This is a genomic window from Promicromonospora panici (assembly GCF_900608595.1).
In the GTDB taxonomy this organism is placed as follows: Bacteria; Actinomycetota; Actinomycetes; order Actinomycetales; family Cellulomonadaceae; genus Promicromonospora; species Promicromonospora panici.
Window position 1 is genome coordinate 160,762 of sequence record NZ_UWYY01000010.1, and the last position, 20,666, is coordinate 181,427.

Sequence of the window (20,666 nt, forward strand, 5' to 3'; positions counted from 1 at the left end):
ATTGTCGTCGCTACTCGAGTCCGATCCGTCGTACGTCGAAAGATGCGGGCCGGGCCCTGCGCCTCTCGGTGTCGGTGACTAAAGTCGGGACGCAGATCCTGGCGAAAGTCCCACCTGGCACTGGCCCGTGACATGGTGAGCGCGGGGGCTCGGAGACATTGAGGTGGCGCTCGAGTATCCGGTCCCCGGCCACGTGGCCCCTGCAGTTGTGCATCTCCGGTGCGGTCGTGCGTCCTACGTCGTGCTTGAGTTGGAGCAGAGCCGAACTCGCGGGCCCCGTTGGCTCGTCCGAACCGCTGAATCACGTACTGCATGGGAGTTCTGGCGTACGACGAGCTGATCAGGCAACACGGACATCTTTGCCCTACGCTCCTGCCATGACTTCCGTCGCCACCTCCTCGGGTGGCGATGTCGTGCGCGGATCAGCGTCTCGCGCAACTGACTTCATGGAGCAGTTCCAGATCGCCAACGTCCAGGCTGTGGCTGCTGCTGCTGGCTGCACTTGGTCTGTGCCGAGCATTGACGAGGGCATTGACATGATGCTCACGCACCGCTCGTCGTCGCACCAGTACGGCGAGGCCAGGCTGGAACTTCAGTTGAAGGCCACGCACCAACTCGCCAACCTGCATGACGACCACGTCACCGTTCGAATGAGCCGGGATCGTTACGACCTGTTCCGATCTGCGGACGTGACGATTCACCGGATCGTGGTCGCGCAGTGGCAGCCTGAGAATCCCGCGGACTGGCTTCAGGCACGGCCCGCAGGGAATCTCCTCCGTGGCCCGCTCCACTGGGTGTCCCTGGCGGGACGTCCTGCGAGCGACTCTGAACAGGTCACGATCAGCGTGCCGCGGGCAAATGTCTTCGATGACTTAGCTCTCTGCGAGATCATGGAACGGATCGGGCAAGGGGGTGCACCATGACAGGGTCTGTCGCAGTCAGTCTGCTCGCTCGTGCGTTGGAGCATCTCGATTGGCGTCTTGCGGGCGGTATTCCTGGCCTGTACCAAGTCTGGCTGGATCCTGAAGGCCAAGACGAAATAATTGTCCCGCTCGATGATTCTAAATCCGACTTCGATGTTCTCGCGAAGCGAGCATTGGACCAAGTCCGACGCATTCCAGGCGCCCCTATCGACTTGGTTGCAAATCATCGGGAAGACGCGTTAGACCAATTGATAATTCGCAGCGGAGCAGATTCGGCGTCCGCTCTTCCGCCACCCGACATTGTGCGGATGGAGGTGCCGGTTCTTGAACTGCTAGCGACAGCAGGAAAGCTCTCCTGGGTGCGCGGTGGGTTCGATGCGGGGATTGGTGAACTTGTCGCGCGACAAGTGCTTGGAATGGCACGAATCGAACGTGGCGACTCCTGGGCCGGATCCATGGCCGTTCAATTGCCGTCAAACGCGCGTTTCGGAGCCCAAGATTCCAGGCTGATCACGGGCGAGCCCGCTGAGGGAATGTCTGCGACGCGAGTGATGGACGCATTGGAAGCCAATTTGAGCGCTGCCGCCCAATTGGCGCGTGAACGGAGCGATCTGGAAGGGCTGGACCAAATCGTCGGTTCGGTGGACCCGCGAATCGCATATGAACTGTTCGGCGTACTGGCCAGGTTCTTGAGGGCAGGAAGGGGCGTCATCACGTTTGAACGGGTGCGGCCTGGCTCACAATCAGGACAGAAGCAGTTTGAACTTTTGCTCGATGAACGGATTGCGCTTTTTGTTGACGAAGCAGGTGAGCGATTCTTCCCAGCGGCGGGACGGCGGGACGTGATCCTGGTCGGAGAAGTCATCCCTGTGCAACCTGACTACGCTAGATCCGATCATGATTATGTTGTTCTTATTGACGTGCTCAATGGAGAATTTCGACGGGCATATCTCGGTCTGAGTTCCGACGCGTACCGGTCAAGTGTTCTAGCCTATCGAGAAGGCCGTCTGGTGCGTGTGCGAGGTAGGGTCTCTCGCGACGGAGGTCAGTTGTGGATGCATCTGCCCACCGTCGAGGTTCTCGATAAGGCGGTCCCGGCGGACGATATTCCAGTGAGGGAGTCTGGTGCTCGTTGGAATGGCGACGACCCTTCTTGACAGCGTGTGGCTCGCATTGCTCGGCGATCCCGTTCCGCACTAGGTGATTAGCGCCTCGAAGACGGTGGTGAGTTTCTCCTGCAGCGCGTCGAGCTTCGCCGAGCAGCCAGCGGCCGGCGCTCGCTGATGCGGGAGTCCTGCGCCTCGGGGCGTCCGATCGTTCGGGATGAAGGTGCTTGTGCGACGCCGTTGTGCGATTCGCCGGTGCGTCAATGTCCAGCCCAGTCCCACATGGGTTGACGGGCGCATCGGTCCGACGGTGCTTAACGTCGGACTGTGACGACCACACCCGAGCCAAAGCGGTCGACGATGCCGATATGGGACGAGTTCATGGTGCCTGTCCTCGAGTCGCTTGCAGACGGAGCACCTGCCAGCCGTAAGGACATTAAGGACCGCGCGGTCGAACTCCTTAATCTGAGCGATGAGGTGCTCGCTGAGAAGGTCCGCTCTGGGGAGTCGCGGGCGCACGACCGGGCTGGTTGGTGTCTGACGTATCTCCACCGCGCGGGTGCGGTTGACCGACCGCGGCGAGGGTGGCACCAGATCAGCCAGGCTGGCCGGGAACTCCTCGCAGCGCGCCCTGCCAGGATCACCGAGGCGGACCTGCGTGCCCAGCCGGGTTGGGTCGATTGGCCAACCGGCACTCGCACGGGCAAGGCGACACAGGATCTGATGACCAAGGCCGGCCATCGCGAACGCATCTACCGCGTGCGCCCGCCGTTGCCCGGCACAGCACGCAAGTTCACGGTGTGGGAGTTCGAGCGCGCGAGTACCGAGAAGGGCCACATCGTCGACTCGCTTGGGCGGGCGCACGTGGGTGAGTGCCGCAACAGTGAGATCAAGGAACCCACGCCCGTCGATGACGCGACAGTCGCTCAGTGGTGGGACGGATCGACACCGGCACCGGACGGGATGCAATGGTGCCCGGACTGCATCAAGCTGCCGGTCGCTCCGACGCGGCGTGACCTGACCCGGGCAGTCAGCGCGGCAGCGAATGTGCTGCTCGACCGCCTGTTCGGCGATCAGAGCTCCGTGATCGACCCCACCCGTTCGATCTGGACGACAGGGGCCGCCGAGAACCTCCGCGCGCGGATCCAGGACACGCCGCTCCTTGGGTCCGAACCGTTCATGGACAAGCTCCACCGCCAGCTCGACGGCGCGTCGGACGATGTGGTCCTGCTGGCGACCGAGCTGGTGCACCTGCAGCAGATCGCGCTGGAGAATCTCTGGCCGAGCTTCAAGCAGTCGAAGGTCGAGCATGTCCTGTCGTGGGCGGAGACGGACTACGTGCTACCCGCGGAGATCCTCGACGGCCTGGCGATGGCGGGATACATCCACGGCGGAGCGAGTTTCAACACGCGCGTCTGGGCTCACCTGGCGCTCCTGTGCCAGATCGTCAAGGCCGCTGGCACGTTGCCGGATTCCGAGCGCCAGCAGGTCAGGGCCGATCCGTGGGCGTTCCGCGAGTTCGTGTTCTCAGTTGGCTCGGGTGATCCTGCGATCCGGAACCTGCTGCTGTGCCTGCGCTTCCCGGACGTCTTCCTGCCGGTGGTTACCGACGGCGACAAGATGCGCATCCGCGATGCGTTCGCCGCCGCGATCGATGGCCCCACCGGCACAGACGGAGAGTCGATCGACCGGGACCTCGCCCGGATCCGAGACACGCTCGAGCACGAACACGGTGAGCCGATCCACTTCTACGATCCGCCGTGGAGCCGGCAGTGGTCCCAGCTGCCGACCATCGGCGACCGCGCCTGGGCGGTCCGTCTCAAGCAGGGCGGTCAGGCGCTCCTGGACCGGTGGGTAGGGGAGGGCTTCATCTCCCTGAACGCATCGCTTCTGGAGTCGGTCCCTGTCGGCGCCACCCGGCCGGAGGTCCGCGACCTGGTAAGCGGCGCGTACTCGCACGAGCCGGTCGCGCAGCAACTGTCTCGGGCAACGGACGTGTTCGAGTTCTGCTCGCGAATGCGGGAGAACGATGTCGTCGTCGTGCGTCACGAAGGCCGCGCGTGGCTCGGTCGCCTCGGAGCGGGGGTCGCCCTGCACGACGAGGAGCCGCGCATGCGGCGCGACGTTGCCTGGTTGCAGGACCCGATCCCCGAGGCAGAGCTGCCGCGCAAGGCGATCCGCCTCCTCAGCGACCCGGTGCAGAACGTCGTGGACCTGACCCCGGTGCGCGAGGACCTCGAAGCATTCATGCCCGCGGAAGCGGGCAGTGCGGTGCCTGACGTCGAGCCGCTGACGCCGGACGCGGAGCTCGGGCTGGGAGAAACCGTCGACGAGGAAGACGTTCCGCTCCTGCTGCGCCGAGCCGACGACGCCCTGGCCGCCGCGCTGCACACGGACGCGAGCTGGCTCGACGGGTTCATCGACTTGCTGGAGGCCCGCCGGCAGGTGATCGTGCACGGCCCGCCCGGGACGGGCAAGACATACGTAGCGCGCGCCATCGCCGAGCACATCGCCGGCGACGACGGCACGGTCCTGGTGCAGTTCCACCCGTCCTACTCCTACGAGGACTTCTTCCAGGGTTACCGCCCGACACCCCGCGAGGACGGCCAGCTCGGGTTCGAGCTACGCCCGGGTCCGCTCGGCTGGATCGCGTCGTCGGCGGAGCGGGACTTGACCCGGCCGTACGTGCTGATCATCGACGAGATCAACCGCGCGAACCTGGCCAAGGTGTTCGGCGAGTTGTACTTCCTGCTGGAGTACCGCGACAAGGCGATCCGCACTCAGTACTCCTCGGACAAGACGTTCAGCTTGCCGCCTAACCTGTTCATCATCGGCACCATGAATACGGCTGACCGGTCCATCGCCATGGTCGACGCTGCGATCCGCCGTCGGTTCGCGTTCGTCGAGATGCATCCCGATATCGAACCCGTCGCAGGCCTGCTGGAGCGCTGGCTGGACGCGGAGGACGCGGATGTGGATGACGACCGCGCTGCGCTGCTGGACGCGCTGAACGGTCAGATCGAGGACCGCGACTTCAAGATCGGGCCTTCGTACCTGATGCTCCCCGAGGCCGCCACGGAAGCCGGGCTGGAGCGGATCTGGCGGCACGACATCCTGCCGCTGCTCGAGGAGCACTACTACGGCCGGTTCACCCGCGACCAGATCGAGGGGCGCTTCGGGCTCGAGGTCCTCCGACGTCGCATGGCAGCTGCGGCAGTTGATGCCTGGGGTGACGTGGATGGCCAGGGCGGGCCACCGTCGTCGGGCAGCTGATGCGCCTGGACCTGACGGAGAACGTGCCCGGGGGTACGCCCGTCGTCCTGTCCGACGACGAGGCGACGGCCCTCGCCGCGGCCCGGCTCGTCGATGTTCTGCGCACTGGACCCGATACCTGGCTGCTGGTCCCGATCCGCAACCGCGTCGGGGCAGTGCGGGTCGGGCAGCTCGACCTGGTGGTGCACCCGAAGGCGCGGTTCGCGTCGGTGCTGTTCATGCTCGGGTACGCGCGCGACCCCGGCTTCGCTGCCGAGGAAGTTTCCGGTCTGACCGATGATGCCCTGTGGCCTGCTGTCGCGGAGACCTTGGCCAGGCTGTCCGAGCGCGCGCTGCTGCGTGGCGTACTGCAGGGCTACACCACGCGCGACGACTCCCTCGCGGTGTTGCGCGGGCGGTTGCGGGTCGGTGACCAGATCGCGCTGCGCCCCGGGCGACTCCTGCCGCTCGAGGTCACCTACGACGAGTACGAGTCTGATATCTCCGAGAACCAGATTCTCCGCTCGGCCCTGCACCGGATGATGCGTGTTCCCCGTCTACCCGACTCGCTGCAGGCCCGGCTCGGGCACCTGGCCGCGCGTATGGACGCCGTGACGCTACTCGTACCTGGCGCTCCACTGCCGGCGTGGGCGCCCTCACGGCTCAACGCGCGCTACGTCCCGGTACTGCGGCTGGCAGAGATGATCCTGGACCACGTCGGCCTGTCGACCTCGCACGGTGGCGTGCCCGTGGCGTCTTTCGTGGTCGACATGGCCGCGGTGTTCGAGGAATTCGTCGGTGTCGCGCTCGGCGAGGCCCTACGCGGGCCGAGCCCGTTCGGCACCACCCGGCGCCCGTACGCAACCTGGATGGACGAAAGCGCCCGGGTCGGCATCCGGCCTGATGTCGCGCACATCGTCGACGGGCGCGTGCGGCTCGTGTTCGATGCCAAGTACAAGATCGGCACCGACGACGGCGGTTACCCGTCGGCCGACCTCTACCAGATCCATGCGTACTGCACTGTCCTCGGTCTGCGACGGGGCTACCTGGTGTACGCGGGATCGCGAGCCGAAGGCGCAGTACCCGTGGCCCATCGCGTGCTGAACACGGAGATCGAGGTCGTGCAATGGCCGCTCGATGTTGCTGTGGCGCCGGAGGCGCTGATCCGCCAGGTCGACGAAGTCGCCGTTCAAGCGGCTGCGAGGACCGGACTCGCTCGATGAAGGTGCCCAGGTTCCCCGCACTGGTCCGCCCCTCGGCCGTTAGCTCCAGCACAACGACGGGTCTCCCCATCACCCCGTGTGGCTTTCCGCAGCCTCCTCCCGACCCAGAGTTTCTAGGTTCAGTGGCATGTCCACGACTCCCAGATCTCGCCGCGCCTGGCGTGCCACCGCGGTCCTCCTGATCATTGCTATTGCTGCGACCGCAGCGGCAACCCTCGCCCTGACTCTCGCACGCAGGCAGGTGCTCGCCGCAGTGACGGCGAGCACCGGGACATCGACCTCGGCGACCCTCCTCGCCGTGACCGAGCCAGGGCCAGCCGGCACCTGGACTTCTGGCTCCCCGTACCCAGGCGGCACCGCGAAGCCGCTGGGCACAGAGCACTTCCGGATCGGCAGCATCACCAAGACCTTCGTGGCTACGGCGATCTTGCAGCTCGTCGACGAAGGCAGCATCGAGCTCGACGAACCCATCGAGACCTACCTGCCCACCGTCGTCCCCAATGGCGCCAATGTCACCGTCCGCCAGGTCCTCAACCACACCAGCGGCCTCTACGACTACATGAAGGGCGAAGCGTGGTCCACCAACCGCTGGCGCGGCGACGCCCGCTTCACCACCTACTCGCCTGACCAGCTGCTGGCCGAGGCATTCCGACACGAGCCGTACTTCGCGCCGGGAACCGACTTCCGCTACTCGAACACCAACTACATCGTCGCGGGCAAGCTCATCGAGGCCGTCACGGGCCAGCCGTACAGCACCGTGATCGAGCACCGAATCTTGGGACCACTGAACCTGGCCGGCACCTCGTTCCCCGGCGCGACCCCATCGCTTCCGGAGCCCGCCGTCCACGCGACCGCCAAACTCGAAAACGGCCAAACTGTCGACGTCACCGAGCAGAACGTCTCCCTGGACTGGGCCGCAGGCGAAATGATCTCGACGACCTACGATCTCCAAGCCTTCTTCGAAGCACTCCTCGGCGGCAACCTGATCAGCGAGGAGTCCCTCGCCCAGATGCGCACCACCGTCCCGATGGGCATGGGCTTCCACTACGGCCTCGGCCTCGAACGCTTCGACCTGCCCTGCGGCGGCCCACTCTGGGGACACGGCGGGCAGCTGCTCGGCTACGTCACCTACGCCTACCGGCGCGACGACGGTCGGAGCCTCACGATGCTGCTCGCCTCAGGTGAAGGTGACGGCTTTGTCTCCTTCGCGTCCGCCACGGGAGCCGCGTACTGCCTGTCGTGAGTGGGCCGGCGCGCCACGACCGTCGGCGGAACATACCGCAGCTGCCGGCCTTGGGGCGTGGCAGGGTTGAGCTGCCCACGTCATCAGTCCCTCGTACTGGCGGCATCTCTCCTGCGGTCAACCACCAGGCGCCGCCAGCGCGCGCCGGTTGTCTCGGCCCCATCGATCCAGTCAGCTCGCGGCACTGCTGTCGGGACTGTCTCTGCAGCGAGGAAGTACGACGCTTCGAGCAAGTAGGCGAATTCTCCGCCGTGGACACTGAGCCGGAGCTCGTCGCGAGCCGTTGCCAGCAGCACGGCGTCGTCGAGTACCGCAGCGTGGAAGCACAGCACGAACCTGGCGTACGCGGCGATCACGGTCAGTCCTGGTTCGCTAGCGCGAGCGACCGCTTCGGCTATGCGTTCCGGCAGCAACGCGTCGAAGCCGGCATCGCACAGGAGTTCCGCGTTGACCAGGTGCCCATGGGACGATCTCCGATTGCTCCCGGCCAGCAACGCTTGTGCCCGCTCGACCTGTTCCAGTGCTCGGCCACGATCATGGAACGCTGCAGCGAATGCCAGCGCTGCCTGGGAAAGCGCGGCTTCTTCGGGGTGGCCGTCGCCCAGCGCCGCATCCCTCTCAACCGTGTACGAGGAACATGCGCGCGCGATCTCGCCCTGTGCCCACCAGATATTTCCGAGCGCCCGATCCCGGTGGCCCCGTCGCCCCAACGCCTCGGCCCCACGGAGCGCCTCGCGGAATCGGCCGAGCCTGCGCGCCAGGCTGAGCAGACCCCGGCTGGCGTCGGGCGCGAGGCGTCCTTCGCGGGAGGCGACTTCACGCATGCCCTCAAGTGCCTGACCCAGGTTGCCGATGTCTCGGTGAGACTTCGCGGCGTAGTACAGCGGCAGCTCAAGGAGCCCATCAGGTAACGCGTCAGCTGCGATGATCTCCTCGAGCGTCTCGATCGTCAGCCGACGATGTTCCCGCTGGCGCCGGGCGACGGCGTCGAGTACCGATGCCAGAGCTTGCGCCGCTCGGCTGCGATCCGAAGACACGGTCGACGGTTCCACTGCAATGGTGGCACTCGGGACGTCGATCGGCTCCCACACAGACTCCTCGACGTACCAGTACGCCGCATCAATCAGCCAGCCAAGGTCGGCCTGGAAGTCACGAGCAAGTCGGAAACCTTGCCGCAAGCAGGCTACGGCTGCCCCGCGGTCGCCAACGCGTTCTGCTTCTCCGAACTCATCGCCCAGCGCGGCAAGTGCTCGGCCGGCTGCTCGCTGCCACTCGGCAGGGCTCCACCGGTCCTCAGCCGTCGAGTCGGCGTCCTGGATCGCGGAACGGACCAGAGAATGCAGGGAGTACGGCCACCGCCTGCTCGGGTCGTACTCGATGAACGGCCGCTCCAGCAAAGCTCGCGTTGCCGATTCCGGAGCGATGCCACCGGTAGTCGCCGTGGCAAGCTCGATCGAGAAGGCATCCAGCAGGCTGACGGCCCGAATAACTTGACGCTCCGCGAGGGTCAAGTCGCGGAACGTGCGGGCAACCAGCGCCGGAAAGTCGTGGTCGAAGTCTTCGGGCTTAGGGCTGTGCTCGTCGTCATGCAGGTCGAGGAACCGCATGACCGACAGGTCGAGGTAGAGCGGCAGCCCTTGTGAACGTGAGATGACGGCGTCCCGGACAGCCTTGGTCATGAGTGGCTGCTCGTCCCGCCTCAGCCGCCGCGCCAGGTACAGCTCGCTGTCCTCCACTGACAGGTACCCGACCCGATGCTGCCGTGGATCGTCGCCCGCATTCGACGCCAGAAGCGGCCAGGCTCGTGATCCCGCCCAGTCCAGCTGGCCTTCGAGCCGCTCATCGTCCCACTGGAGCCTGTTGCGCCCGGTGACGACAAACAGCACGTTTGGCATCAGCCACATCATGCGCTGGATGAGCCGTTCGACGTCGCGATGTGTACGGTCCCCCACGTCCTCGAACGTGTCGAGCAGGACGACGAGGGTCGCCGATCGATCCTCCGGCAGCTGCGCAAGATCCCACGCAAGAAGGTGCGCGTAGTAGCTGAGTGCCTCCGTGTCGGGATCAGCCTCAAGAAGGTCGGGCAGCCTGGTACAAGAAGCCAGGATCTTCGCGCGTCGGTTCCTGTCGCGCAGACCACTGACGACAAGCTTCAGTGTCTGTCCGACGAGGGATCCGACACTTCCCGGCAGCAAGAGGGCCTGAGCAACGTCGGTGATGACTTCTTGGATCTGGTCCGGAACGGACATCGCCGAGGAGATGCGGCTGAAGAATGAGTTCCGCCGCAAGTAGTCCGCAAGCGATTCCCCGGGATGGTTGTGCTCCCAGTACCGGTGGAAGGCTAGGTCGAACGCTGGCATCGGCTGCCCCAGCTCGGCAACCGCAACCCGTAGAGCGAGCAAGATCGACTCCAGGTCGGCGTTCGCCTGGATGGACAGATCGACACGGGCAGCCACGACCCGGCCGAGCGCCGATTCTATCGGGGGCCAATGCTGCGGACCGCGACCCTCGCCCGACAACCGCTCGAGGATCTGCTGTGAAAGCGTCGTCTTCCCGATGCCACCGACACCGTAGAACGCCAGGACATTGCGGCGCGGTGCCTCCATGTCTTCGACATCGAACGTCGAGGACCGGTTCGCCTTGATGAGGTTCGCGAGGCTGCGAACGCCGGCCGCCCACTCGTTCTCACGGTTGGCGAACACGTCAACCGCTCTGAGACTCCGATCGTTCGACCGGAACAACGCACGCAGGTCCGGACGCGACACAGTTAGGAGCCTCCAAAGAGCTGGTTGTACGGCGGGACGTTCCTCTGGTGCGCGACAAGTATGCGAGACAAACGGCGCGAGATCGAGAACTCGGCTCAGGGCCTCAGAGGCATGCCCTCGGTGATCCATTCGAAGGCCTTCGCCTTGTCGGGGCGACCTCCGCCCGCGACGTTTTCGAGAGCACCGTCGTCGAGCGGATATCTGGTGCTGGACCACCTGGTCGCCCAGAGGCTCCCGAAGAGTGCTGTGTCGCCCAATGCGCCGCGAAGAGCCGCCGTCACTTCCTCCCACTCCTTACGGGCGACAACCGCAGCCAGACCCGCTTGGGTCTCCCTCCCGTCGAGTCTGCTGTAGACGCCGAGCCGTTCGGCCAGGCGGCCCAGGGCGATCTGGTCCAGGGAAGCGGCGATCGACTTCGGTCCTGTGCCCAACGCGCCTTTCCAGTCGATGTTCGTGCCGGTCGTGAGATCCGAGAAGGCTCGGACGACCGCGGTGAGGGTGAGCACCCGGCAGAGCACCTGGACCTCTTCGACAGGGTCCTGGAACGTGGTCAGGTCTTCCGACTCAAGGACGCCCCAGGCATGCTCGGCCCAGCGGAGCTCAGACCCATCGGCCCAGTAGGCCGGCATGGTCATGATCAGTGGCCGGACATCGTCGAGGGCAACTACCGGGGCGGCGGGCACGGAGAAGTCGAACACTCGGGTCGTGGACATGACCTGAGCGTATGGGCGACGTTGCAGACCGGCCACGAACGCGAGTGGTTTTCCACACGTCTATGGCGCAGGTGACCTCGTAGGGGCACGGCTCGGATATTCCAGTCAGCCCTGCGGATCAGCCAGTACGACAACCCCCGAAGCCGCCTCCAGGAGCGGAACCGTCCGGCGAGCAGCGTCGTCCACCTGGATCCGCGGATGCGCGGGCGCCTCCGTCTCGTAGTACGTCCCCCGACCGTAGAGCTGCCCGTAACGAACCACGACTCCACCCGCATCCAGTACAGCGTCTTCGTGCCACTTGACGGCGTCGCCTCGCCCGGGCGGGGTCCAGGCAATCGACTGTGCGAGCACACGAGTTGCACCCGCAGCCCGCGCCGCCGCAAGCAGATTGGCCGTCCCCTCGGTCCGGATCCGCGCGTTCGCGGCAGCCCGCTCCGGGATCGCGGTGGGGTCGTCGGGCAGATCGGTGAGCTGGTGCATCACCAGTCCCGGCCGAGATGCGACGACGGCGGTGGTCAGCGCGTCGACGTCGTACACGTCCACGACGACCGGACTGCCGCCGGCCTTCTCGATCAGGCCCGCGCGCTCGGGGGAGCGCGTGGTCCCCGTGACGTCATGGCCGGCGGCAACGAGCAGCGGCAGCAACCGGGACCCGATCACTCCGGTCGCTCCGGCGAGGAAGATGCGCGCCGGAACACCCTACGAACGGGCAAAGCGAGGGCGCAAAGCTCGGGCAGGTCAGCCGCCCAGCGAGCTCCCGACTCCAAGTACCGCAAGATTGGCCGCCGTCGATCGCCGGTGTCCGACCTACTCGCAGCCGACTCCATCCCCGTTGGAGTCCAGGTCGTAGATGTCCGTCCCGGTCACGCGGACGGGACCGCTGGCGTACGCGGGTCCGTTGCCGCTCCCGCCCTCACAGTCGACGTCCGAGGCAATCGGCACGCAGCCCGAGTAGTTCGGGTCGCAGTTCGAGGGCTCCGGCTCCGGGGGCGGCGGTGGTGTGCGAGTGCCGATCGACGTGACCTGATCGACCGGCTTCCTGGTGACGACGTCCTTGACGACCTTGCGGTCGGTCTCCTCGCCATCGATATAGGTGACGCGATACGTCTTGGTGCGAACTCCCTTGACGCCCTCCGTCGTGATCTTCTTCGTTCCCTTGTCGAGGTTCGAGTCCTCCCTGGTGACCTTCTGGAAGGGAATCATCTCCTTCTTGGTGACCTTCTTCGTCGTCGTGACGGGTTCCGGCTTCGCCGTTGGGCTCTGCGTGACCGCCGGGCTGTTGCTCGGCGTTGCGTCCGCCACAGCGGCCGGGTTCGCGTCTACGGGCTCGTCGTCCGAGGTCAAGGTCGCCACGGTAAAGATGAGTCCGATGAGAAGCGCAATCCCGCTCAGAATGGTGGCCCAGACCACCTTGTTCTGTCGGTTGCCGGACCGGAGCTCAAGGATGGCGAGCACGAGCCCCGCTACCGCGATCAGCAGGCCGACTACAGGGGCGCAGGACAGGGCTACGGCTGCGATGGCGAGACCGAGTGCCCAACCGGGTCGGCTGATGCCGCCGCTGGCGCCCGCCGAGGGAAGCGGCTGCGTCGACAGTGCTGTGGCAGGGCCGGTCGGATGCCCCTGGGGAGGGGGTGCCTGGGGACTCCTTGGAGCCTGCGGCCCCCATGATGATCCGTCCCACCAGCGCTGTGCACCGGGCTCGGTCGGATCCGGATACCAGCCCGGAGCGGCCGGGCCGCTGGGATTCGGTTGCGTCACTGATTCTCCCGTGTCGTCTCGCGGTTTGGCGCCGTTTGCGCCTCCCCAATCGAAACTCACGGCCAATGCCCGACGGGCCACCTGCGGGGTGATTTTCGAGGTGCGACGGGTGGTCTTTTCTCATCACCGGGCGGCCGCACCATTTCATCCGGGTGATCTATTCAGAAACCCTGAACTGACGCTTGACGGCACTACGATTCCAGATAGCGCAGGATCGCCAGCACCCTTCGGTTGTACCCGTCCTCGGCCAACAGCCCGAGCTTGTCGAAGATCGCGTTCGAGTGCTTCTCCACCGCCGACGTGGAAACAAACAACGTCGACGCGATCCCCGCATTCGTCCGCCCCTCGGCCATCAGCCCCAGCACCTCCCTCTCCCGCTCGCTCAGCATCCCGAGTGGATGAGAAGTGTCCCGAAACAGCTGCCGCACCACATCCGGATCCAGCACCAGCCCGCCGGCGTGCACCCGGTCCAGCGCGTCCAGGAAGTCGTCCACGCCCATCACCCGGTCCTTGAGCAGATAACCGACGGCGCGCGCGTCGTCCCCGAGCAGCACCTGCGTGAACTCGCGCTCCACGTACTGCGACAGCACGAGGATCCCCACTTCCGGCCAGCGCTCACGGATCTCCACGGCGGCCCGCACGCCCTCGTCGGTGTGGGTGGGTGGCATCCGTACATCCAGCACGACGACGTCGGGCCGCTCGGCCGCCAGCCGCGCCAGCAAAGGCCCAGCGGAGCCGTACGCCGCGAAGACGTCGTGACCCTCGTCTGTCAGCAGGCTGCGCACACCCTCCCGTAACAGCGCGGAGTCCTCCGCCAGCATCACTCGCACGGCAACGTCACCTCGATCCGAGTCGGCCCGCCGGCCGGGCTCTCGACTGCCAACGTGCCACCCGCGGCGGCCACCCGGCCGGACAGGCCGGCCAGCCCGTGGCCGGGTCGCTGCACTGCTCCGCCGACGCCGTCGTCGGTGATCGTGACGTGGACTGTGGGGTCGGAGAGGTCTCGACAAGCTCGACCAACGTGGATGCGCACCTTCGTCTTTTGCGCACCCGAGTGCTTCGCGACATTGGTCAGCGCCTCCGCCACCACGTAGTACACCGTCGTCTCCACCGCTGCCGGCAGCCGCTCAGGGGAGTCCCACTCCAAACTCGCCGGCACCCCCGAACGAGACACCAGCTCCGCCAGCACCGGCGCCAGCCCATGCGTGTCCAGCGTTGTCGGCCGCACCCGCCACGCGACGTCCCGCAGGTCCGTCACCAGCAGCTCCGCCTCGCGAGCTGCCTGCTCCAGCAGCAAAGCCCCAGAAGAGTCAGGACCAACACCCCGCCGCGCCCGGTTCACTAGCAGCCCCAGCGCGACGGCCCGCTGCTGCACGCCGTCGTGGAGGTCCCGCTCGATCCGCCCCCGCTCGGCGTCCAGGGCCGCGAGTAGCTCCGCCCGGCTCACCGTCAGCGACTCGACCTGCGCCTCAAGCCGCTCGCTCCGGCTCGGCGACAGCCACCGCGCAGCGGCCGCCCGGTCCAGCACACCCACGCCGACCAGCCCCATCAGGTCCAGGTACAGCAGGACGGCGCCGAGGGGCACCATCGCGAGCACCTCGGGCGTCGTTAGCCCGTCACCCTGGTCCGGGTCCAGGACCGTGAGCCGCACGTCGAACAGCCACGACGCCACCGCGGCCACCACCGCGAACAGCCCGTAGGCCAGCAGCGCGAGCACCAGCACGCCCACCAGCCCCACGCCGACGCGCATCACCAGATACCCAGCGGCTCGCGAGGAGGTGAGCGCGGCGCCGTCGTCGGCCCACCCGAGAAAGCGCACGGTACGACGGCGGTGCCACCCGACCAGGGCGGAAACGGCCCCGAGCGGCGTCGCGCGCCGGAACGTCAAAACCGCCACCACGGCAACCACCAGATCCACCGGCCACATAACCGCCCCGAGACCAGCGCCCCACAGCAAACGTGCAGGGCTGCGGCGCGAGACGGTCGGGGAGGGGTCCACCCGGCCAGAATAAGGAAGCCGCCACCCCCGCGGACTGCGGAAAACCACACCCGACCTGCGGCATACCCGCACGACCCGACGGCGGACCGCAGTCCGCCGACCCCCAGGGAGCCGAATAGCGTAGAGCCATGACGACACAAAGCCTCGCCACGACCGTCGCCGACTGGGCCATCGGGCTCATGGAGACGCTCGGCGCGCCCGGCGCAGGCGTTGCGATCGCCCTGGAGAACCTGTTCCCGCCCCTGCCCAGCGAGGTGATCCTGCCCCTGGCCGGGTTCACGGCCGCCCAGGGCTCCCTGGTCCTGTGGCAGGTCCTGGTCTGGACGACGGCGGGGTCCGTGGTCGGCGCGATCCTCCTCTACGGGCTGGGCGCCTGGCTGGGCCGCGACCGCCTGCGCGCCATCGTCGACCGCATGCCGCTGGTGCAGCTGGAGGACGTCGACAAGGCCGAGATCTGGTTCAACCGGTACGGGTACTGGGCGGTGCTCATCGGCCGGGTCATCCCGATCGTGCGCAGCCTCATCTCCATCCCCGCCGGCGTGGAGCGCATGCCGGTCTGGCGCTTCCTCGCGTTCACGACGCTCGGCTCCGGCGTGTGGAACACGCTCCTGGTCGGCGCCGGATACCTGCTGGGGGACCAGTGGCACATCGTCGAGGAGTACGTCGGCGTGTTCCAGAAGGTCGTCATCGTGGTGGTGGCCCTGCTGGTGGTGTGGTGGCTCGTCAGGATGATTCTGCGCGCCCGTCAGGACCAGGACGTGCCCCGGCACGGGCGGAAGCGCTGACGACCTCGAGGCCGTCGGCGATCATCGTCAGCGCCTCCTCGAACTCCCCGGCGTCCGACGGCGACGCGCTCACGTCGTCCGGGTTCAGGGAGGCGTCCTCGGGGAGCAGCCCGAACGAGTCCGCCGTCAGGCGCTGCTGCTCGTGGAACGTGTAACCGACGACGAAGTGCATGACGGCCTCCGCGGCGACCCGCGCCAGCGGGTCCGGCACCTCGTCGCGGCGGGTGACCGCCAGCAGCTGCGGCCGGATCGGCGAGTCGACCAGGCCGAGCGCCAGCGAGCTCGACACCAGCTCGGCGGCGTCGCGGTAGGCGAGGAGGCACTCGCGCAGGCGTGCGCCCAGCCGGCGGACGGCCTCGGACACCGTCATCTCCTCGACGCGCACGTCCTCCATGGGCCGCAGGATCCGCGCGCTGACCGCGGCGAGCAGCGCCTGCTTGTTCGGGAAGTGCCAGTACAGGGCGCTGGCCCGCACCTCGAGAGCGTTGGCGATGTGCCGCATCGTCAGGTCGGGCAGCCCGTACTCGTCTAGGAGGCGGAGGGCCATCTCGGACACGTCGTCGCGACTGTGCCGGCGTCCGTCTTGTGATCCGCTCATCACCACAGTATGGTCCTGAACGCTGTTCAAGTGAACACCGTTAAGGAGAAGCAGTTGCGAGACGATCAAGCACCACGCCGATGGGCGTTGGATGCGACCGATCTGGCGCGCGTGGCCGTATTCGCGGCTCTGGTCGCCGCCCTCGGCCTGCCGGGCGCCTTCAGCGTCTTCGGCGGCGTGCCGATCACGGCGCAGACCTTCGGGGTCATGCTCGCCGGCGCGATCCTCGGGCCGCGGCTCGGTGCGCTCTCCATGACCGCGCTGCTCGCCCTGGTCGCCGCGGGGCTTCCGCTGCTGGCCGGCGGGCGCGGCGGCATCAGCGTCTTCGTCGGACCGTCCGCCGGCTATCTGATCGGCTGGATCGCGGGGGCGTTCGTCATCGGGCTGATCGTGCACTCGTCGGCCCGCAAGCCGGCCGTGTGGCGGACGGCGCTCGCCATGCTCGTCGGCGGGATCCTTGTTGTTTATGCCTTCGGCATCCCCGTCCAGAGCCTGGTCACCCGGCTGCCGCTCGCGGAGACGGCGTTGACCAGCCTCGTGTTCATCCCCGGCGACCTGGTGAAGGCCGCGCTGGCGACGCTCACCGTCGGCACGCTCCTGCGCGCGTATCCCCGCGCGTTCCGGCGAACCTGGCTTCCCAGCGGACGCCAGGAGGCCGACGCCCCGACGTCGCCGGCCCCATGACGCCGCGCATCGTCGTGCTGTACGGCGCCGCGCACGAGGTGGTCGACCGGGTTCGCGCGGTGCGCGCCGCGGGCGACATCCCGCTCGTCGGCGACGGGCGCTGGCCCGAGGCGCAACGTAGCGCCGTGCACGACCTGGTGCGCGACGCGCGCCCGCCGCTCGGCGCGGCCTGGGCGTCGCTCACCTCCGGGAGCAGCGGCACACCACGCGTCGTGCTGCGCACGGCCGCATCCTGGGAGCGGTCGTTTCCCGCGGTCTCCGCGCTCCTGGGCCACCCCGCCGTGCCCGACGCCGAACGGGTGGTCGCCCTGCCCGCGCCGCCGTCGTCCTCGCTGACCCTGTTCTCTGTGGCGCACGCACTGGGCGGCGGTCCGCGGCCGGTGTTCCCGGGGACCGACGGGAGCCTCGCGGAGGCCACCTCGTTCCACGGCACACCGCACGCGCTGGGCGCCCTGCTCGACGGCGGACAGCTCCCGCGCGTGCGGACCGCGCTCGTCGGCGGCTCCCACCTGGACGACGAGGTGCGTGCGCTCGCCGAGTCCCGGGGCATCCGCGTGATCGCCTACTACGGCGCGGCGGAGCTCTCGTTCGTGGCCGTCGACGACGGCACCGGCCTGCGCCCCTTCCCCGGGGTGGACGTCGAGGTGCGCGATCGCGAGCTGTGGGTGCGATCCCCGTTCGCGGCCCTCGGCTACCTCGGCGACGGCGGGCCGCTGCGCACCGACGGGGACTGGGCGACGGTCGGCGACCTCGCTGAGCTCGACGCCGGGGCCGACGCCGGGGCCGACGCCGAAACCGAAACCGACGTCGAAACCGACGCTGGGACCGTTACCGACGCCGGCACCGGCACCGGCACCGCGACGCTCCGCCTGCGCGGCCGGGCGGACGGCGCCATCCTTACTGCCTCGGCGACCGTGATCCCCGAGGAGGTCGAGGCCGAGCTCCGGCAGATCCCCGCGGTCGGGGACGCCGTCGTCTTCGGCTACCCCGCGCCCGGTGTCGGAGCCCTCGTCGCCGCAATGCTGGAACCGGCTCCCGGCGCCCCCGAGATCGGCACGGGCACGCTGCGCGGCATCGTGTCCGGCCGGCTGGGCCCGGCACACCGGCCCCGGATCTGGTTCACGGGCGAGCTGCCGCGCAACGCCTCGGGAAAGCCCGTCCGGGCCGAGATCGTCCGCCGCGCGCTCGCCGGGGAGGTGAGCAGGGTTGCCGGATGACGCGGTCATCGTCGCCGCCCGCCGGACGCCGATCGGCACCCGCGGGCGGGCCCTGGCGTCCCTGAACGTCGAGCAGCTCGCCGCCCCCGTCATCCGTGCCGCGCGGGCCGACGCCGAGGAGGCCGTCGGGCACCAGCTCGATGTGGCCGACGTCGTGCTCGGCAACTGCATGGGCCCGGGCGGCAACCCGGCCCGGGTCTCCGCCCTGGCGGCCGGGCTTGGTATCGAGGTCACCGGGGCGACCGTCGACCGGCAGTGCGGCAGCGGCCTCGCCGCGGTGCTCGAAGCCGCGACGGCGATCCGCGCCGGGGACGATCGCCCGCGGATCGCCGGCGGCGTCGAGAGCGCGTCGACGGCTCCGGCCCGGTCGGTCGACGGCGTGCGCTACGACCGCGCCCCGTTCGCCCCGCAGGGGTGGCCCGACCCGGACATGGTGCAGGCCGCCCAGGACCTGGCTGCCGCCGACGGCATCAGCCGGGACCGGCAGGACGCGCACGCCGCGCGCAGCCATCACCGGGCGCGGGCCGCCCGTGATGCGGGGCGGTTCGCGGCCGAGCTCGTACCCGTGGCAGGACTGGCCGCCGACGACTCCATCGGGGTCGCCGAGCGGTTGCTGCCCCGGCTGCCGGCCCTGTTCGACGGCGGCACCCTCACCGCCGGGACGGCCACGCGCATCAGCGACGGAGCGGCGGCGGTCGCGATCGTGCCCCGCCGGCTCGCGGGGCACGCGCCCGGCCTCGCGATCCGGGCGCACGCGGTGGTCGGCTGTGATCCGGCGCTGCCCGGAGCCGGGGCTGCGCCGGCCGTCCGGGCAGCGCTCGGCTCCGCCGGGGCCGACGTCGGCGATGTCGCGGCGTTCGAGATCGTCGAGGCGTTCGCGGCCCAGTCGCTGGCCGTGCTCGGCCGCCTCGGCCTCGACGACGACGACCCGCGCGTGTGCGCCGACGGCGGAGCACTGGCGCTGGGCCATCCGTGGGGCGCGAGCGGCGCGGTCAGCGTGGTGCGGCTGTTCGGCCGGCTCGTCCGCGCGGGTGCCCCCGCCGGGACGCTCGGGGTCGCGGCGGCGTCCGTGGGCGGCGGGATGGGCGTCGCGGCGGTCGTGGAGGTGATCCGATGAGCGGCCTCGACCTCCAGGGTGTGAGCGTGCGCCTGGGCGACACGGACGTGCTGCGCGACGTGACGCTCTCGCTGGACGTGCGGACGATCGCGATCATCGGCGAGAACGGCTCGGGCAAGTCGACGCTGGCGCGCCTGCTCAGCGGCCTGGTCGTCGCGAGCGACGGCACCGTGCGTGTCCTCGGCCTGGACCCGGTGCGCCAGGCCGCGGAGCTGCGCCGTCGGGTCGCGGTGGTCTTCAGCAACCCCGACGCGCAGATCATCATGCCCACCGTGACCGAGGACGTCGCGTTCTCCCTGCGCACCGAGAAGGCGCCGCGCCACGAGAAAGCCGAGCGGGTCGCCGCCGCCCTCGACCGGTTCGGCCTCGCCGAGCTCGCCACCCGGTCGTCGCACGAGCTGTCTGGCGGCGAGAAGCAGCTGCTCGCGCTGTGCGGGGCGTTCGTCCGGCGTCCGGACCTGGTGGTCGCCGACGAGCCGACCGCCTACCTGGACGCGCGCAACGCCCGCCGGATCGCCGACCACCTGCTCGCCGACGCGGCTCATCGCCTCGTCCTGGTCACCCACGACCTGGGGCTGGCCCGGCGCTGCGACACGGCAGTGCTCGTCGAGGACGGGACGGTCACCGCGGTCGGGGCGCCCGAGCGCGTGATCGCCACGTACGAGGCGGGGATCCGATGGTGACGCTGTACCGCCCCGGAGACAGCCCGTGGCACCGGCTGCGGCCAGGGCCGAAGATGGCCCTGCTCCTGCTGATCGTGCTCGGCGTCTGCCTGCTCCCGGTGACCTGGTGGGCCGCCGGGGTCATGACCGGCGTCTGCCTCGTCTGCTATGCCGTACCGGACGTGGGGATGCGCGAGCTCGGCCGTCAGCTGTTCACGGCCCGCTGGATCCTCGGCGTGACCCTCGCCGGACAGCTGATCTTCCTCGGCCCGGAGAGTGCGGCCGCGAACACCGTGCGGGTCGCCGTGGCCTGCGCGCTCGCCGCGCTGCTCGCACTGACCACCCCGGCGACCGAGCTGCTGGAGACGATCGAGCGGGCGATGGCGCCGTTGGCGTGGCTGCGTATCGACCCGCGGCGCGCCGCGCTGACGCTGTCCGTGACGCTGAGCACGCTGCCGGTGCTCGCCACCCTCGCCCGCGACGTGCGCGAGGCCCAGCGCGCCCGTGGCGGCGGACGAAGCCTGCGGCACTTCGCGATGCCGTTCCTGGTCATGGCGCTCAAGCACGCGGACGAGCTCGGCGACGCCCTGGCCGCACGCGGTGTTCGATGAAGCGAGGCGT

18 protein-coding genes and 1 pseudogene are annotated in these 20,666 nt (G+C 68.5%); 11 read left to right on the forward strand and 8 right to left on the reverse strand.

Annotated elements, in window-relative coordinates; genetic code table 11:
• Positions 1–377: 377 nt before the first annotated feature.
• The 5 genes from EW117_RS13510 (at position 378) to EW117_RS13530 (ending at position 7,747) form a co-directional block, all read left to right on the forward strand.
• Entirely contained in the window at positions 378–923 is a 546-nt protein-coding gene (locus EW117_RS13510; RefSeq protein WP_129787227.1) for a DUF4365 domain-containing protein, read from the forward strand.
• Positions 920–2,080 carry a hypothetical protein gene (locus tag EW117_RS13515; RefSeq protein ID WP_129787228.1) on the forward strand — a complete coding sequence of 387 codons (1,161 nt, stop codon included), beginning with the start codon at positions 920–922 and terminating at the stop codon, positions 2,078–2,080. Before EW117_RS13510 ends, EW117_RS13515 begins: the two co-directional genes overlap by 4 nt.
• Before the next feature lie 276 nt (positions 2,081–2,356).
• Positions 2,357–5,302, forward strand: coding sequence for a winged helix-turn-helix domain-containing protein (locus tag EW117_RS13520; RefSeq protein WP_129787229.1), 2,946 nt, complete (start codon positions 2,357–2,359; stop codon positions 5,300–5,302).
• Positions 5,302–6,504 (forward strand): McrC family protein, encoded by a 1,203-nt coding sequence (locus EW117_RS13525; protein WP_129787230.1) that lies wholly within the window; start codon positions 5,302–5,304, stop codon positions 6,502–6,504. The genes EW117_RS13520 and EW117_RS13525 overlap by 1 nt, the downstream gene beginning before the upstream one ends.
• Positions 6,505–6,757: 253 nt before the next feature.
• Positions 6,758–7,747 (forward strand): serine hydrolase domain-containing protein, encoded by a 990-nt coding sequence (locus EW117_RS13530; protein WP_207211862.1) that lies wholly within the window; start codon positions 6,758–6,760, stop codon positions 7,745–7,747.
• A gap of 83 nt (positions 7,748–7,830) precedes the next feature.
• Here EW117_RS13530 and EW117_RS13535 read toward each other — a convergent pair whose 3' ends face one another.
• The 7 genes and pseudogenes from EW117_RS13535 to EW117_RS13565 form a co-directional block, all read right to left on the reverse strand.
• Positions 7,831–10,449, reverse strand: coding sequence for a hypothetical protein (locus EW117_RS13535; protein ID WP_207211863.1), 2,619 nt, complete (start codon positions 10,447–10,449; stop codon positions 7,831–7,833).
• A gap of 158 nt (positions 10,450–10,607) precedes the next feature.
• Entirely contained in the window at positions 10,608–11,210 is a 603-nt protein-coding gene (locus EW117_RS13540; protein WP_129787232.1) for a hypothetical protein, read from the reverse strand.
• Between the two features lie 120 nt (positions 11,211–11,330).
• A complete protein-coding gene (locus EW117_RS13545) occupies positions 11,331–11,909 on the reverse strand; it encodes an NAD-dependent epimerase/dehydratase family protein (protein WP_129787233.1) in 579 nt (192 codons plus the stop codon).
• A gap of 123 nt (positions 11,910–12,032) precedes the next feature.
• Positions 12,033–12,680, reverse strand: a complete 648-nt coding sequence (locus tag EW117_RS29440; protein ID WP_242504281.1) for a G5 domain-containing protein — start codon at positions 12,678–12,680, stop codon at positions 12,033–12,035.
• A gap of 183 nt (positions 12,681–12,863) precedes the next feature.
• Positions 12,864–13,064 (reverse strand): annotated as a pseudogene (locus tag EW117_RS30790) (DUF2510 domain-containing protein); the annotation flags it as partial.
• A gap of 110 nt (positions 13,065–13,174) precedes the next feature.
• On the reverse strand, positions 13,175–13,813 hold the full coding sequence (locus tag EW117_RS13560) for a response regulator transcription factor (RefSeq protein WP_129787234.1): 639 nt from the start codon (positions 13,811–13,813) through the stop codon (positions 13,175–13,177).
• The gene (locus tag EW117_RS13565; RefSeq protein ID WP_165362684.1) at positions 13,804–14,880 is read right to left on the reverse strand and encodes a sensor histidine kinase; all 1,077 of its coding nucleotides are present in this window, start codon (positions 14,878–14,880) and stop codon (positions 13,804–13,806) included. Before EW117_RS13565 ends, EW117_RS13560 begins: the two co-directional genes overlap by 10 nt.
• 230 nt (positions 14,881–15,110) lie before the next feature.
• Between EW117_RS13565 and EW117_RS13570 the strand changes: the two genes are divergently transcribed.
• Complete coding sequence (locus tag EW117_RS13570; protein WP_129787236.1) at positions 15,111–15,767, forward strand: DedA family protein; 657 nt, start codon at positions 15,111–15,113, stop codon at positions 15,765–15,767.
• Here the strand turns inward: EW117_RS13570 and EW117_RS13575 are convergent.
• Complete coding sequence (locus EW117_RS13575) at positions 15,706–16,365, reverse strand: TetR/AcrR family transcriptional regulator (protein WP_129787237.1); 660 nt, start codon at positions 16,363–16,365, stop codon at positions 15,706–15,708. The two genes, EW117_RS13570 and EW117_RS13575, sit on opposite strands and share 62 nt — an antisense overlap.
• A 9-nt stretch (positions 16,366–16,374) precedes the next feature.
• Here EW117_RS13575 and EW117_RS13580 point away from each other — a divergent pair, with 9 nt between their 5' ends.
• From EW117_RS13580 to EW117_RS13600, 5 genes are read left to right on the forward strand one after another with little or no spacing between them, the layout of a single operon-like run.
• Positions 16,375–17,049 (forward strand): biotin transporter BioY, encoded by a 675-nt coding sequence (locus EW117_RS13580; protein WP_129787238.1) that lies wholly within the window; start codon positions 16,375–16,377, stop codon positions 17,047–17,049.
• A complete protein-coding gene (locus tag EW117_RS13585; protein ID WP_129787239.1) occupies positions 17,046–18,266 on the forward strand; it encodes an AMP-binding protein in 1,221 nt (406 codons plus the stop codon). Before EW117_RS13580 ends, EW117_RS13585 begins: the two co-directional genes overlap by 4 nt.
• Positions 18,256–19,383: a thiolase family protein gene (locus tag EW117_RS13590; protein WP_129787240.1), complete on the forward strand. Its 1,128-nt coding sequence runs from the start codon at positions 18,256–18,258 to the stop codon at positions 19,381–19,383. The genes EW117_RS13585 and EW117_RS13590 overlap by 11 nt, the downstream gene beginning before the upstream one ends.
• Complete coding sequence (locus EW117_RS13595) at positions 19,380–20,066, forward strand: energy-coupling factor ABC transporter ATP-binding protein (RefSeq protein WP_129787241.1); 687 nt, start codon at positions 19,380–19,382, stop codon at positions 20,064–20,066. Before EW117_RS13590 ends, EW117_RS13595 begins: the two co-directional genes overlap by 4 nt.
• The gene (locus EW117_RS13600; RefSeq protein ID WP_129787242.1) at positions 20,060–20,656 is read left to right on the forward strand and encodes an energy-coupling factor transporter transmembrane component T family protein; all 597 of its coding nucleotides are present in this window, start codon (positions 20,060–20,062) and stop codon (positions 20,654–20,656) included. Before EW117_RS13595 ends, EW117_RS13600 begins: the two co-directional genes overlap by 7 nt.
• The last annotated feature ends 10 nt before the right edge of the window (positions 20,657–20,666 follow it).